Raw genomic sequence first — 16,289 nt, 5'->3', positions numbered from 1 at the left:
TACTTAAAAATACTTTGCCAGCAATGCTTCCAATTCTTCAAGTGTGAACGGTTTGCTAATACCAGCGTTAAATCCATGTTCCTGGGGGTGTACCATTACATAGTCTTCACTATACCCGCTCATGACAAATGCAGGCACTTTGGAATCATATTTTCGTATTTCGGCAATTGCTTCTTTGCCACCCATACCTCCCTTTATTGTCATATCAAAGATTAATGCATCAAATGGCCTTCCTTTTTCTTTTTCCCTTAAAAATATTTCAATTGCATCGTTTCCATTGTCAACAGCTACTCCTTCAAAACCCAGATGTTCTAAAAATTGTAGCATAATCTGTCGCATTGTAGGTTCATCATCAAGAATAAGTATTTTTCCTCCTTTCAGTATCTTCTTTTCTTCTTTCTTTTGTACATCTTGTACTCTACTTTTTGAGGCTGGCAGATAAATATACACCGTTGTTCCTTTTCCTGGTTCTGATTCAACTTCTATTGTTCCATTATGCCGTGTAATAATTGAATAGCTTGTTGCAAGCCCCAAGCCTTGTCCCAAACTTTTTGTAGTAAAGAAAGGATCAAATATTTTAGGCAGTAGGTCTTTAGGAATGCCTACACCCTCGTCAGCAATAGTTATTCTAATGTAATCACCCTCAAGCAATGGATGTTCATTGCCACTAAATGATACATTGTTTGCACTTACAGTTATAGTACCTCCCATTGGCATTGCTTGAACAGCATTGATAACTACATTTTCAATTACCTGTGCAATCTGGTTATAGTCAAAATTAGCATTATTAAGATTTTCATCAAAATAGAATTGCGCTTTAATATTTGAACCACTAATTGCAAACTGTACTGTATCTTCCAATAAAGGTATAATTGACTGCACTTTTTTAACCGGTTGTCCACCTTTTGAAAATGTCAAAAGTTGCCCGGTCAAACCTTTTGCACGCTGGATTGACTTAAGTGCCTGTGATAGCAAATCAGATATATTGGCATCTTTTACATATGCATTAGCAAGTCCAATATACCCAAACACACCCTCCAGAATATTGTTGAAATCATGGGCAATACCTGCAGCCAGAATCCCTAATGATTCTAACCGCTGTGCACGTTGCGATTGCTCAATTAGCTGTAGTTTTTCGGTCATATCTCTAAATACAAGTACAACTCCCAGAATATTTCCAGAAGCATCTTTAATAGGTGCAGCACTATCAGCAATAATACGTCGTGTACCGTCTTTTGCCACCAGGACTGTATGATTAGAAAGCTCATATACTTTTCCTGTTGCTAATACTTTTTCAACCGGGTTTTCTAAAGGTTTGCCCGATAGCTCATGAATAATTGTAAAGATCTCTGTAAGAGGTTTCCCTTCCGCTTCTATCTGGGAATACCCTGTAAGCCGCTGTGCAGCTGCATTTATAATCACCACTTTACCTTGAGTATCTGTTGCTATTACTCCGTCACCAATACTTTGTAGAGTTATCTGTAGTTTTTCCTTTTCTTCATACAGGGCGTCCTCTGCTTTTTTACGGTCGGTTATATCCAACACTGAAACAAGACCAGCAGGTCTACCTCTATATTGCACAGTTGCACTGGTGATATAGACCCATTTAATTTCCCCACCCCTTGTAATAATCCTGAACTCATAACTATCTAATCCATGTTGACCCGCTTGTCGTTTCTTTCCTTTTTCAATAATCATCTGCAAATCATCAGGATGTACAATAGACCAAAAATCCATAGTAACTGCTTCTTCAAAACTGTAACCTGAAATGCGCTCAGCAGCCTTATTAACGTATACAAATTTATCATCCTGATACATCATAATAGCCGTTGGGCTTAAATCAGCTAACGTTCTGAATTTTGCTTCACTTTCAGAAAGAGCCAGTTTTATCTCCAAACGCTCAATTGATTTCCATGCTGCATCCATAAGCAATGTTAATTGCAAAACATCTATTTCAGTATAATCAGTTTCTTTATTGGCAACACCAACAGTGGCAACTATCTCTTTATTTTTAAATACTGGTATACCCAAATACCGGATAATATCCACATGGCCTTCTGGATAGCCTTTCTTTGCTGTATGTGGCTCTTTATAATTATTAATAATAACTGGCCGTGCCTGACGGACCGCTTCAGCCCATATACCGGCATTATGCAGATAATACACTTCTGGCTTCTCTATTATAGTACATTCATACATGACTTCTTTTGACCATGCTTCAACAGAGAATTTCTTTTCTTTGTTATCATAACTCATGATAAAACCAATTTTGCTCCCTGTTAACAGCAAAGCCTGATTCAACACATAATCAATTAATTCACGAGTATCATGTGCATCATATTGCAGTATAGATATTGCAGCTTCCAGACGCTCTTTATTCTTTATCAATAACTCCTCAGCTATTTTGCGCTGAGTAAGGTCATGAACAACAATCATTATTGATACAATCTTATTATCCTTAACAATAGGTGTTGAAGTCACCTGTACAGGTATTAAAACTCCATATTTATTAATCATTTCTGCTTCAAACTGATCTATACCCATAAATCCTTTAAGCCGCTTTGTGTGCCGTTCATAAATTGAACGCCGGTACTTACGTGGAATGAACATGATTATATTTTTACCAATTATCTCTTCACGTGAATATCCAGTAATATTTACTGCAGCCTGATTTACGTATTGAATAACACCATTCATATCATGCAAAGCTATACAATCCTGTGTTGATTCAGCTAAATTACGGTACCGTTCTTCGCTGTCTTTAAGATCTTTTTCAGCTTTTTTTGCTTCTGTAATATCCTCATACGTTCCAAGCACGCCTATAATTTCACCACTTTCATTGCGCAATGGTACTTTGCTGGTACGCAGCCATAATATGTTACCATCAGGCGTATTTTGAGGTTCCTCATAACCCAATTTCGCAATCCCAGTTTCTATTACATCTTTATCATCTTTCCTGTAGAGCTCTGCTTGCTGTTTCCAGGCCATATCAAAATCTGTCTTTCCAACAATTTGAGCAGGGTCATCATACCCAGCATCAACAGCAAATGCCCTGTTGCACCCTAAATATCTCAATTGCCTATCTTTCCAGAATACTCTTACAGGTATAGTATCAAGGACATTATTAATAAACTCTTTTGATTGGCGTAAGGCCTGTTCAGTTTCTTTTAATTTTGTAATATCGGTATGGGTACCATACATCATGAGCGGTTTGCCATCGTTAGTCCACATCACCACTCTGCCTTTATCAAGAATCCATATCCAATTACCATTTTTGTGTTTCATTCTTATTTCGCATTCGTAATACGGCAATTGGCCATTGAAGTGTTTTTCCAGCGTATCATAAGCTTTTTTTAAATCCTCAGGGTGGGTTAATGATTCCCATGTTTGTAATGATATGGGCGATAGCTCCTGTAATGTATACCCAACCATATTTGCCCAGACCTCATTTAAAACAAGCTCACCCGTCTGCACATTCCATTCCCACGTACCAATATTTACAGCTTCAATAATAGTATTTAATCTTTTACTATAAAGAGTCAGCTTTTCTTCTGTTTTTTTTCTTTCATTTATATCACGTACTATTGCCAATACTCTTTCCTTGCCTGCAAGTGTTACTTTTTTAAGTGTTACTTCTACCCAGAATACTTCACCATTTTTCTTTTTTGCCAACCACTCGAAGGTAGGAACTTCGCCTTTTAATGCAAGAGCAACTTTTTCCTGTGCTTCCTCTTCTGTATATGGATAAATATTTGCACTTAAATCACCAATATTGCCCGAAAGCATTTCTTCTTTTGAGGAATATCCATACATTTCCAAAGTTTGCTGGTTACAATCAATGATTCTGGCACCTGTTTCAGTAATTTCATCAATCATAATTGAATCAGTAGTTGAGTCAAATATTTCTCTAAATTTTTGCTCACTCTCCTTGAGTGCCAGTTCATTTTGTTTTTGCTCGGTTATGTCACGGATAGTTTCGATAGCTCCTATTATATTTCCATCTTTATTATACAGTGGTGCAGCCTTGCCCCATAAATATACTTTTTTGCCTCTGAAGTTATCTATGGTAGTTTCTGCAATCAGTACATCCTTTTCTTTTTTGACATATGTATATTTTTTTGCTATTTCACCATCATAATGCAAAGCTAAATCTATTAAAATTGGCCTGCGCACCCCATACAATGGTAATGCATATTCATAATTTCCCTTACCAATCAATTCACTGGCATTTACCCCCAACAACTCTTCCATAGCTTTATTGCAAGCTATAACGATACCATTTTTATCAATCACCAGAGTGGGATCAGGAGTATATGCAATGATATCTTCAAGTAGCTTCTGTTTGTTTACTATTTCAGCTTCGGCTTTTTTTCTTTCAGTTATATCAGTATAAAGAGCAAAAGAACCAACATAATTACCTTTTTCATCTATGATTGCTTTTGCTGAAACTATCGCCCACAATGGGCTGCCATCTTTCTTTTTCCGTCTGCCTTCGTATACCTCATCAATCCCTTTTGCTCGTTTTTTTAACCTTTCTTTTAATTCTGGGATATCTTCATCAAACATAAAATCATAAATAGATTTTCCCATCATCTCTTCTTGTGTATACCCCATCATATCAGCCATTGCTTTATTTACATAGGTAGTAACATCATTTTCAATTTTCCAAATACCCTCCTTTGCAGTTTCCACCAGCATTCGGTACTGTTCTTCACTTCTTCGGAGCATATTTTCTGCTTTTTTACGTTCGGTTATATCACGAACTATCGCCTGAATATACTGTTTGCCACCAAGCTCAAAGGCGTTAAGGCTTACTTCAGCTTCAAAAGGGGTTTTGTCATATCTGCAATGCTGCCATTCAAAAAACTGAGGATACCCTTCAAGAGCTTTATGAATCTTCTCCAGTGCTTTTTCTTTTGATTTTCTTCCATCAGGCTGATATTCTGGGGAAAATTGATATGGAGGCGTACCTATAATCTGTTCCCTGGTGCATCCAAACATTTCCAGCGTTTTATAATTGCAATCAATAAATATTTCTTTATCCATTATAAAGATTGCATCATTTGCACAATTAAAGAGTGTACGGTATTTTGCTTCATTTTCTTTTATCTGGTCTTCAATAATTTTACGTTCTGTTATATCAGTAAGAAAATTTAATGTTGCGGGCTTGCCTTCCCATTCAATCAAAACAACATGTGTTTCAACCCACCGTATTTCCTGATTTTTTGTAATTATCTTAAAATTATACTGTGTTGGAGCCTGTTTACCCTGTATTCTCTGTAGGTACGTATTTAATACCATCTCACGGTCTTCGGGATGTATAAAATCTATAAATGAGCGTGACGCTAATTCTTCTGGTGAATAACCACTTAGCTCTGAAGCACGGTTATTGAACAATTTAATCATGCCATCCTGTATCACCATGATGGTTTCAGTAGCATTTTCAAATAATGCTCTGTATTTTGATTCCCTATCCTTTAACTCTTTTTCTGATTTGATACGCTCAGAAATATCTCTGATAATACTTATAAACGCCTGAGGATTACCTTCATTATCTGGCAAAACTGAAGAATGAACTTCAACCTGAATCTTTTGGCCTTTTTTATTTTTAATTGTATAAACATTCCCTGCTGCATATCCTGTTTTAAGAGTATTTTCCATAGTGGCTATGGCTTTCTTTTTATCGTTTTCATCCAGCAAATCCAGTATATTTGTGACTTCAGTTAACAATTCACCGATAGTCCCAACACCGTATAATTCACGTGCTCTATGATTTGCAGCAAAAATATTGCCTTTAAAATCGTAAATGATAATTACGTCTGGCGAAGTATCAAATAACGCCTTGTACCACTGTTCACTCTTCTTCAATCGGGTTTCTATTTCCTTACGATGAGTAATATCGCGTACTATTGCCAGCAAGAATACTTCTTTGCCAAAGACCAGTCTATTTAGACTTACCTCTGTATAGAATGGGGTGCCATCCAATTTCAAATGTTGCCATTCAAAATGTTGGGGAATGCCTTTTTTTGCTTTTTGAATATAGCGTAGTGCCAATTCTTTTGATTTTTTCCCATTGGGCTGGAATTGCGGGTGAAACTGGTGAGCTGAAGCACCAATAATATCATTGCGTGAGCATTTGAACATCTTCAGAGTAGCGGGATTACAATCAATGCACACATCATCTTTCATAATAAACACAGCATCAGTTGTTGATTCAAAGATGGCTCTAAATTTTTCCTCATTTTCTTTTAAAATTTTCTCCATTAATTTAATAGTCGTTATATCCTCGTGGATGCCTACTAAACCTATAACCTTCCCTGCAGCATCTTTAATAGCATTAGCACGTAAGTACACATCTATTATATTTTTATTTCTATCATACATTTTTACCTGTCCGGTCCATGAGCCTCCGGACATAATTGTTGTGAATACTTCTCTTCCAATTTTTTTATCAACATACAACGTAGAAGGCGGATCATCCCCAATATCTCCAAAAAGCTCACTAAATGCTTTATTCTGATAATAATGCTTCCCCTGAGGCGTGGACATGCCGATAGCGTATGATGAGTTTTCTACCAGTTCTTTGAATATGGTAAGCTCTTCATTTGCCACAAGGTCAAAACGATCCACTTTTTGTGAAATTTTTTTTGTAGGTGGTAATGTCTTCTTTTGTTTTAGATTTCTTGCACTTTTAGACGGCTTACGTGTTTTTTTACGATTATCCATGAATACAACCTTCATTATAAGAAAAGCAGTATAACCTAAAATTACTATAATCGTTTTGGTTGGAAAATACAACTAAAAAACTAAAATTCTTTGTCTTCTTCACTTTGCAGATACTGTAATATTTTTCGGCGGATTGAATCAGGCAGGCGTATCCCAATTGTTTTCAACCGGTTTTCATATTTTTTAAACGAACGTATGTGTTGTGATGTTGTGACAAATATTTTAAAATATGATCTGATGCTCCCCTCCACCTCTTTTCTGAACTCAATATCCTGATTAAGCATATCTTCCAAAGGTGCTATGACGCGGTAGTTAATTGGTCGGCAGATAGAACGATATGCCACAAACCGCTGTAATGTTTCAGATTCATAATTTTTTTCTTTTATACTTCTTTCAACCTCGTTTAAATCAATACAATCAAGTACTTCAAATTTATATTCATCCTGCAATGCATTTCGTATCATTTCTGCTGCATCCTTGCAACAATTGCATGATAAAGGATTATCGGTACATTGCAATCCACATCGCAAATACAGTACTATATCAATATCCGAACTTGGCTGCGACAGTCCCACATTGACCGAGCCCACAACATCCATTGCTATATCTTCTATCATTGGCTCAATCCGCTTAACTATCTCCTCAAGCTTTTCAACGCGTAATTCTGATTCTTCGGTCTGGAACATTCTGAAAAAATTTTTGATTTCCTTGAACAGTTCAATTTCAGGTATGTGCGAGTACTGCTGAATATTCATATCAATATTATGTAATTTCTTTTTTGCATTGAATCGGCCTTCATCAATGATAGTTTCAGCCCACATACCATCTTTCTTTACATATTCAGCCAGATCATACACACGCTCATTATACATTTTTCTGTACAGCACTTGGACTACCTTACCTTCCTCTAATTCTATCTGGTAGAAGAAACCCCCTTCTAGCACATCATGGCGCACAGTGGTGATATCACCAAATGGTGAAGGATTTAAATACAGTGTATGCTCAACCTCCTGTATTCCCCATGAACCATGGATATGGCCAGTTAAGCACAGGATAACAGGGTTGTTGTCACAATACGTCCTCAATGCCGGTGAACCTGTTGGGCCAACCGGGGCAAGCCAGTCCAGCACTCCATGTGCAGGCTGATGCGTTACTATTATAGTGGGGCGCACTGCTTTAAAAAAATTATACATTTCGTTTTTACGGTCATCAATTCCAATGCCGGCTCTGTAAGGTACAACATACTTTTGCGGAATCCCCGCGGTAAACACATCTGCACCACCATATCCTGCTATCACCTGATCTTCCACCAGATACCAGTGCATATGAAGGTCTCGGTCATGAAGCGATGTGTATTTCAAATCCATGTCATAATTGCCAGGCAGTGCAAATATATACGTTTGAGGTTTAAAGCTAAAAATGTTAGCTAGCACTTTATATTTTTGCTGCATTACACGGCGTGCACGTATTGTATATTGCTGAAACTTAGTACCTAACTCCGCAACGTCCTCGGTTATATGCGGCATCTCCAGCAATTCATCAACAAAGTCTTCCACAGTAACATCATCACGGCCCATCTGCTTTCGCATAGTATCAAAATACATCTGCAATTCATAATAGCGAATGGCACTATCCATATTATAAAAAGGTATATCAATCAAATCGCCGGAGATTATATACACATCGGCTATCGTCTCATATAGTAGCTCGCGCACACGTTCAAATGCGCCATGGATATCGGTACAGTAGATTATTCGCATCAGTGTTTCCTTTTTTTGGCAATCAATGTATTACCGATAACTATCGCCCATAACACAATTAAAAATGCAAATGATATATATAAAATACTGTCACCACAACGTCGATATAATGTACTGGTGTTTTTACTTAAATCTATGTCCCCTACACAATATGTTTTTTTCATTAAAGGTACCCATGAAGTCACGCGGCCATACGGGTCAATCAGTGCAGTAAATCCAGAGTTGCCTGCACTCACAAACCATATTCCATTTTCAATGGCTCTGAACACCGAAAAATAAAAGTGTTGCATAGGGCCAATGGGGTTTTCTGTCCACAAAAGGTTTGTGATATTTACGTAAAAGTCAATACCTGTCTTTGCATAGTTGCGGCATAATTTGTGAAAAATATTTTCATAGCATATAAGGGGGGCACATCTGAACGAACCTATGGTAAAAATACGCGGGCTATCACCTGGCACAAAGTTTGAGCCACCAAACGCATCAACTATATCATTCACAAACGGGAACAATTCCCCATACGGGAACCACTCGCCAAATGGCACCAGATGTATTTTGGCATAGGTGTCAACAACCTGCCCTGTAGAATTAATAAGCACCATGCTGTTTTGCGGATAATACCTGTGATGCACTGTATCTTCAATTACTCCAATCTCGCCAGTCAAAAGCGGTACACGGTTACTAGCTGCCAAAGCAAGCACTGCTTCTTCAAAATCATTCAAATTGCCATTGAAGTAGCTGTACGAAATATTTTCAAGCGTAGCAGATTCTGACCACACTACAAGATCAGGATCATGTTGCATTGCTTTATTTGTTAGCTCTCGTAATATATTTAGATACTCATACCTGTTTTTAATCCAGTTTTCCCATGGCGAAAAGCATGACTGCACCATTGCTACTCGCAGGTGCGTATTGTGTCCATCTTTTTGGCCATGAAGCCGTATAAAGCCATACACTGTAGAAGCTGCCACAATGACGCAGCAAAGAGTACAGGCAACAAGTGCATGGCGATAGTTACTGTTATTCATCTTTGCTATTATATACTGGGCAATACTGATATTTGAAAAAATCACAATAAATGTTATGCCAAAAATACCAACAATCGAAGCTATCTGAATGAAATGTATAAATGGATATTGTGTGTAACCCCAAAAATTCCATGGGAATGCCATAGTTCCAATAGTCTGTACCCAATCAAATGCAATCCACACGGATGGATATATTATAACAGTAAGGTGAGGAAAAACACGTGAAAGATATTCAGCAACAAATATCTTTGTAGCAAAGAAAACCGAAATACACGGAACTATCAGTGCAATAATCACAACCTTCCCGTATGGCAGCGCCTGACCAAAATCGCCCATCCAGTAATAGACAACACCAAAACCAAAAAGGCCGGTAATAAATGATGTTATGTATACGTCTTTTAATGGTCTGGATCGCACATACGTAAGTAACGGCACTAGGCTAACCCACGCACACACTGATAGCAACGGCAGATATAGATTCAAATGTGTTAAAAAAGAAAAATAAAACAGAAGTACACTAAGTAAGTAATAATGCCGCCAAATTGTATCCAAAAGTTGATTAATCTTCATTATCCCCTTCCAGCCATCTTCAAAAATTCTTCTTCTGAAAGAATACGCACATTGAGTTTGCGTGCTTTTTCAAGTTTAGAACCGGCTTCCTCTCCAGCAACCACAAAATCAGTTTTGCTGCTCACCGAACCTGAAGCTCTCCCACCTAGTGACTCAATTAGGCGCTCAGCCTCCTGCCTGGTCATGCTTTGCAAAGTTCCAGTAAAAACAACGGTCTTTCCTTTAAATGGATTCTCCTGCGCTTCTTCTACAGCTTCCTCGGTTACGGTTACACCATTTTGCAGCATCTTGTTTATAATCCCCAATGACTCTTCATTATGGAAAAAATCATACACTGACTGGGCAACACCCGGACCTACTTCAGGTATTGTCATGAGTTCTTGCGGCGATAGCTCCTGTAATTTTTCCAATGAACGTACATGACGTGCAATAACCTTTGCTATATGGTCACCAACATTGCGAATGCCCAATGCCCGTAAAAAGTGTGACAGTGGTACCACTCTTCGCTGATTAATTGAATCAAGTATCTTATCCACAATTTTATCGCCCATACGCTCAATCTGCAGAAGGTCATCGCGCTTGAGCGCATAGATGTCAGCAATGGTTTTTATCTTTTTCTGTTCATACAGGCGTTTAAGAAGTTCAGGACCTACATATTCAATATCCATACCATCTTTTGAAACAAAGAAACACAGTGTCTCATACTCTTTTGCAGGGCACTGTGGATTGACACAGCGAATATATATATCTTCTTGCTGCAACAATGATTTACATGCAGGGCACCTATCAGGAGGTACTATCTCTTTACCTTCCTGCCGTTTGTCTTTTAGCACTTCCACCACTTTTGGGATTACATCACCGGCACGAATCACCTTAACGGTATCACCAATCTTAATGTCCAGCCTCTTTACTTCCTGAAAGTTATGGAGCGTTGCGCGCTTCACCAGAACACCACCAATATTAATTGGCTCCAAATTAGCTACTGGTGTTACAAGCCCTGTGCGCCCAACCTGATAATCAACCGATTTGAGCACTGTAATAGCTTCTCGTGCGGGGAACTTCCACGCAATAGCCCACCGTGGAGCTTTGGAAGTGCTCCCCATAGCATCGCGCAAATCAAAGCGGTTAACTTTTACTACCACCCCATCAATATCAAAATCAAGCGTATATCTATGTTCCATCCAATATGTATAAAATTGCTTAACATCCTGTAGCAAACCCACTGTATAATACTGTGGTGACGGCAAACCTAAACTTGCAAACAATTCATACAGCTGGTTTTGTGTCATCGCCATCCCTTCTGGCTCAATCCTTCCAATTCCATACAGCACAATATCAAGCTCCCTCTGTGCAGTGATAACAGGGTCAAGCTGCCTCAGCGATCCTGCAGCAGCATTTCTTGGGTTGGCAAATTCTGGCTCGCCATTATTCCTTCTTAGTTGGTTCAAACGTTCAAACTCACCATGGCGCATTATAACCTCACCTCGCACGCTGATATATTGGGGTACATTGCCATGCAGCCGTGCTGGTACTTTTTTTATGGTTGCAATATTTTCCGAAACATCTTCACCCACTTCACCGTCACCCCGCGTTGAACCCTGCACATATACACCATTCTGGTACACAAGTTCAACTGCAAGCCCATCGTACTTAAGTTCGGCACAATATTCAATGGTACTTGTGCCCAATAATTTGCTACAGCGTTGATGGAATTCATTTAATTCCCCCTCATCCATTGCATTGCTTAAACTTAGCATAGGCGGGGTATGCCGCACTTCTTTAAATGAAGTCTGAATAACGGCACCAACAGTTTTAGTGGGCGAATCCTGCCGCACAATCTCAGGATATTGTTCTTCCAATGCAATAAGCTCTTTCAAAAGCTCATCATAGGTTGCATCATCTACAAGAGGTTTATCCAGCGTATAGTAATAGTAGTTGTATTTTTTTATTAAATCAATTAACTCATTGTATCGTTTTATTATCTGTTCCATATACCACCTGGTTTTGCATAATAATAAAATAGAACAATCTGTATTTTTGTTCAACTTTCATCATAATTTTGTAAATGATTACCAGTCCACATTAACAACAAAATGAAAAAACAATAGTAACATCTACAAAAGCTAAATTTCACTTTTATATATATCTTTCTGCTTTTTCATAATTAAAACATATCTACGATTAAAATGACTCGCACCAATTCAATTATTAATTACATAGCTTTTTGATTATCTTTATCTTTTTCACGATACTTATATACTTTCATCCCCGGTGTAATTTGCTTAATTGATCCTGATATAACTTTACACTTTGCAGTAGTCATCATAGGAAAATGTGCACGTAAAAGTATTAATTTATCGCCACTGAAAATACATAATTTTTCAAACATTCTCACTCTTTCAGCAATATCTTTACCAACTATTAAGATTTCATCACTTTTTACTTCTTTTACATTTCCAACATAAGCCCCCGCTTTTTCTAATGAATTAACTTTTTTTGCCAATGGGAGTGGATTTTTAATAAATCCCCATCCGCTTTTATATTCTTTCCCAATTTTAACCTGAGAAAAAATTGCAGCTGCTCCTTCTACAAAATCACTTGCACCATAACGGTAAATTGTTGGTTGTATAACATATCTTCCAGATTTATCTATATAACCAACATTACCATCTACGATTACACGCGCTATTCCTTCATTAAACTCATAGGCTTCATCAAATTGTGGAGATATTATCCAGTTTCCATTATAGTCAATATATCCTGCTTTTTTTCCATCCTCAGTCACAGGGGCACATCCCTCTTTAAAATTAGATGAATATTTAAACTTAGGTTCAATAACTAAAATACCCTGTTTGTTGACATAACCCCATTTGTCATTTTTCTTTACATTTGCCATTCCCTCAGAGAATCTTAACGTATGCTCATATATTGGATCTACAATAATATCGCCCTGTTTGTTAATAAAACCATATTTATAGTTTCCTTTATCTTTTTTGCTTAAAATTGACGCCATACCTTCTTTAAAGTCCCCTACAAAATACAAATCTTGATCAAACCTGAGTGGGATGACAAATTCGCCTTGTTTATTTATATATCCCATCTTTTTATCTTTCACTACAGCTGCTAATCCTTCAGAAAATTCATACGTTGATGTATAAATTAAAGGTATAACCATTACACCTTCGGAATTGACATATCCAGCTTTTACTCCTTTCCAAACAGGTATCATGCCTTCTCTGCAATAATTTGGAAAATCATATTCAAAAGGAACAATCACTTTGCCTTCTTTATTGATATACCCGTAATAACGTCTATCCTTAGATACAGCAGCTAAACCTTCTGAAAAATCAAACACACCCGTAAACTGCGGTGGGATCTTCACTACACCTTCTTTATCAATAAATCCATATTTATCATCAATCTTAACAAAAGCCATACCATCATGAAAATCGCCCACATCATCATATTGCGGTTCAACAATAACCTTTCCTTCATTATCAATAAAACCCCATTTGCCATTCAACTGTACTGCAGCCATACCTTCAGAAAAATTTCTTACATTTTCAAATTGTGGCAATACTATCCACTGAAGATTTTTTCCTTTTTGAGCAAAACCTAACGAACCACATAGCATGACTATTATAATACATATAAACCTTTTCATGTTATCTGTCCCCCTAATTCTTTTAAAACCTATATGGTCATTTACTTTCCTTGACTTACCGTTAAGATTTTAAATAAATATTTTTGCGTATTAACATGCAGCGTGTGGAAGGATCATGTCAATCAAAATAAGAGAACTTCTAAAAACCAATATCGAGAATGTTCGCTTGTGGGCACATAAATTAAGTAAAAAAATGCTTTTTTTATTTTAAATTATTAAAGGCAAAAGCAGTTTTTGATGTGCCCATAAGAGTTAACTTTATATACTATTTGATATTAAATTTGTATATAATGCTAAACGTTTTATTTTGTTTCATCTATTATAAAAAAGCATTATTCAAAAAATTAATTGCAAAAGCTGCCATAGCATTTATATGTATTCACATACTACACTCCACCTTAATTTTAGGTTTATGAATACCATTACGGAGGTAACTGATGCAATTAAAAAAAGAAACCAAGACAATAACCATAAAAGACCCGTTCCAGCAATTTAAGGAAACACAACGTACCTGCCAAATCCGCTACTGCCCTTTAACCGGACGCAACACACGTGTATTAGGAATGTCATTGAAAGAATTTGCAACCACAGATCGCAGCACAATGATAGAAGAATCAGCCAAAACATGCCCCTTTTGCCCCGGGCTCATTGATGCTCTGACCCCAAAATTTACCTCACCCCTTAAGGAACAGGTATACCTATGGCAATGCACGTTGCTTCCCCAACGCATTTCCCTATGATGAACATAACGCCGTTGTCACCATAACAAGCCAGCACTATGTAGCTATAAACAATTTTAGTTTTGAAATGTTACAGGATGCATTTGAATGTGCATTATTATTTTTATCCGACATTGACCCAGCACAGTATCCCTATCAATCCATAAACTGGAATTATATGCCAGTTGCAGGAAGCTCTTTAATACATCCTCATCTTCAGGTTATAGCGTCATCAACGCCATCCAATTACTATACTGACATACTGTCAAACCTTGAAAAAAACAACAACCTATTTTGGGATTACATAAATCTTGAAAAACAACTCAATGAACGGATTATTATAAGTTTGGGCGATAGTACCTGGTTAGTGGCTTTTGCCCCAAGAGGTCAGTTTGATATTTTGGGAATACTCCACCACTTTGCACCACTACACACATTAAAAGGAAAACTTTACACAGTAATAGAATATTTGATAAAAACTCTTCAGTATCTACACAGTAAAAAAATTGATAATTTTAATATGGCCTTCTATTCTATTGCTAATAATAATATCTTTTATCCACACATACGAATATGTCCACGAGTAACATTTCCACCAAATGCAACAAGCGAAATCAACTATCTCCAAATGTTACATGATGATTCATTTACTCTGCTAATGCCCGAAATCATTGCGGAAGAATATAAAGCTTTTCTTGCTGTCATATAATATTTCTTGACAAATGATTAAAATTAGCACTATAATTGTTTTTACGCATGTAACAAACGCAAAATATTGTCATTTTTAAATATTTTGTATATATTATTTTATAACAATATTGAATACGCTATTATACATATATATATTGGGATAAGAGGCCGGATATGCTGCAGAAGGTATTAACAGAGTATGATTCAAGGATTCACCTTGAAGAGCTTTTGACGTTTGGCATGGCGTTATTCCTGAATCTATTAATTATCATTTTCTCACATATAACATTTGCTCCTGTAATTTTTACCATCAATATTACAATTATGTTGCTTATCGTTGCCACTGTATTTGCTCAGCGATATGCCGCTTCACCATTATTTGCCATATACCGAGACTGGTACATATTGCCACTGCTTGTTGCAATATTTATGGAACACAATAAACTTGTACCACTTATCAATCCGCATGATATTGATACAACCTTAATAAAAATTGATTATGCACTATTTTTTGGAAATCATCCCACTGTATTACTGGAAAAAGCACTACATCCATTTGTCACTGAATTATTACAGATAGTATATGCTAGCTTCTATTTTTTGCCTTTTACATTTTGCCTGCTATTGTATCTGAAAGAAAGAAAAGTTGAATTCCATATAGTTGCATCCACCATAATGCTTGGTTTTTATTTGTCATATATTGGCTATTATATATTCCCGGCCATTGGCCCACGGTTTACTTTAACTCATCTTCAGACACAACCACTTGAAGGGCTTCTGTTATTCAATTTTATCCACCATGGTCTGGCATACTTAGAAGGGGTTACACGTGATTGTTTCCCGAGTGGGCACACATTAGTTTCAATACTTACAGTCCTTCTGGCTATCAAATTCCACAAAAAATTCAGTATTATTGCATCAGTGTGGGCACTACTTCTTATAATTTCTACTGTATATTTACGGTATCACTATGTCATTGATGTTATTGCTGGTTTTCTGGTTGGTCTGGCAACATTCCGATATGGTCCTGTTTTGGCACGGTTGTATATCTTTGGCAGTGCAGAAATTTCAACTCCCGTACTGGATTATATACGCAACTGGTGGGACTGGCTTTCCGAAATCAGAAGGCGATAAC

Annotated in this window: 8 protein-coding genes; 3 read left to right on the top strand and 5 right to left on the bottom strand. The window is 37.1% G+C overall.

All coding sequences use genetic code 11. From position 1 onward, the window contains the following. Positions 1-3: 3 nt before the first annotated feature. From N3F66_01695 to N3F66_01675, 5 genes are all read right to left on the bottom strand, one after another. Positions 4-6,726 (bottom strand): PAS domain S-box protein, encoded by a 6,723-nt coding sequence (locus N3F66_01695; GenBank protein MCX8122861.1) that lies wholly within the window; start codon positions 6,724-6,726, stop codon positions 4-6. Positions 6,727-6,806: 80 nt separating this feature from the next. After that, on the bottom strand, positions 6,807-8,486 hold the full coding sequence (locus N3F66_01690; GenBank protein ID MCX8122860.1) for a metallophosphoesterase: 1,680 nt from the start codon (positions 8,484-8,486) through the stop codon (positions 6,807-6,809). Continuing rightward, positions 8,486-10,081, bottom strand: coding sequence for an apolipoprotein N-acyltransferase (lnt, locus tag N3F66_01685; protein MCX8122859.1), 1,596 nt, complete (start codon positions 10,079-10,081; stop codon positions 8,486-8,488). The genes N3F66_01690 and lnt overlap by 1 nt, the downstream gene beginning before the upstream one ends. Beyond that, positions 10,081-12,072, bottom strand: coding sequence for an NAD-dependent DNA ligase LigA (gene ligA / locus N3F66_01680; GenBank protein ID MCX8122858.1), 1,992 nt, complete (start codon positions 12,070-12,072; stop codon positions 10,081-10,083). The genes lnt and ligA overlap by 1 nt, the downstream gene beginning before the upstream one ends. Before the next feature lie 221 nt (positions 12,073-12,293). After that, positions 12,294-13,745 (bottom strand): WG repeat-containing protein, encoded by a 1,452-nt coding sequence (locus N3F66_01675; protein MCX8122857.1) that lies wholly within the window; start codon positions 13,743-13,745, stop codon positions 12,294-12,296. Positions 13,746-14,182: 437 nt separating this feature from the next. On the opposite strand from N3F66_01675, the gene N3F66_01670 reads away from it, so the two are divergent. The 3 genes from N3F66_01670 (at position 14,183) to N3F66_01660 (ending at position 16,288) form a co-directional block, all read left to right on the top strand. Continuing rightward, the gene (locus tag N3F66_01670; GenBank protein MCX8122856.1) at positions 14,183-14,485 is read left to right on the top strand and encodes a hypothetical protein; all 303 of its coding nucleotides are present in this window, start codon (positions 14,183-14,185) and stop codon (positions 14,483-14,485) included. Positions 14,486-14,552: 67 nt separating this feature from the next. After that, entirely contained in the window at positions 14,553-15,173 is a 621-nt protein-coding gene (locus N3F66_01665; GenBank protein ID MCX8122855.1) for a hypothetical protein, read from the top strand. 155 nt (positions 15,174-15,328) lie between these two features. Beyond that, complete coding sequence (locus tag N3F66_01660; GenBank protein ID MCX8122854.1) at positions 15,329-16,288, top strand: phosphatase PAP2 family protein; 960 nt, start codon at positions 15,329-15,331, stop codon at positions 16,286-16,288. Position 16,289 lies beyond the last annotated feature (1 nt).

This window comes from Spirochaetota bacterium, from assembly GCA_026414805.1.
GTDB lineage: Bacteria > Spirochaetota > UBA4802 > UBA4802 > UB4802 > UBA4802.
This window is presented reverse-complemented; position numbering and strand designations above follow the sequence as displayed.

Excerpts from the sequence above, each read along its gene's own strand:
- lnt (MCX8122859.1), bottom strand. The coding sequence starts at position 10,081 with ATGAAGATTAATCAACTTTTGGATACAATTTGGCGGCATTATTACTTA.
- N3F66_01695 (MCX8122861.1), bottom strand. The coding sequence starts at position 6,726 with ATGGATAATCGTAAAAAAACACGTAAGCCGTCTAAAAGTGCAAGAAAT.
- N3F66_01675 (MCX8122857.1), bottom strand. The coding sequence starts at position 13,745 with ATGAAAAGGTTTATATGTATTATAATAGTCATGCTATGTGGTTCGTTA.
- N3F66_01690 (MCX8122860.1), bottom strand. The coding sequence starts at position 8,486 with ATGCGAATAATCTACTGTACCGATATCCATGGCGCATTTGAACGTGTG.
- N3F66_01660 (MCX8122854.1), top strand. The coding sequence starts at position 15,329 with ATGCTGCAGAAGGTATTAACAGAGTATGATTCAAGGATTCACCTTGAA.
- N3F66_01665 (MCX8122855.1), top strand. The coding sequence starts at position 14,553 with ATGTTACAGGATGCATTTGAATGTGCATTATTATTTTTATCCGACATT.
- ligA (MCX8122858.1), bottom strand. The coding sequence starts at position 12,072 with ATGGAACAGATAATAAAACGATACAATGAGTTAATTGATTTAATAAAA.
- N3F66_01670 (MCX8122856.1), top strand. The coding sequence starts at position 14,183 with ATGCAATTAAAAAAAGAAACCAAGACAATAACCATAAAAGACCCGTTC.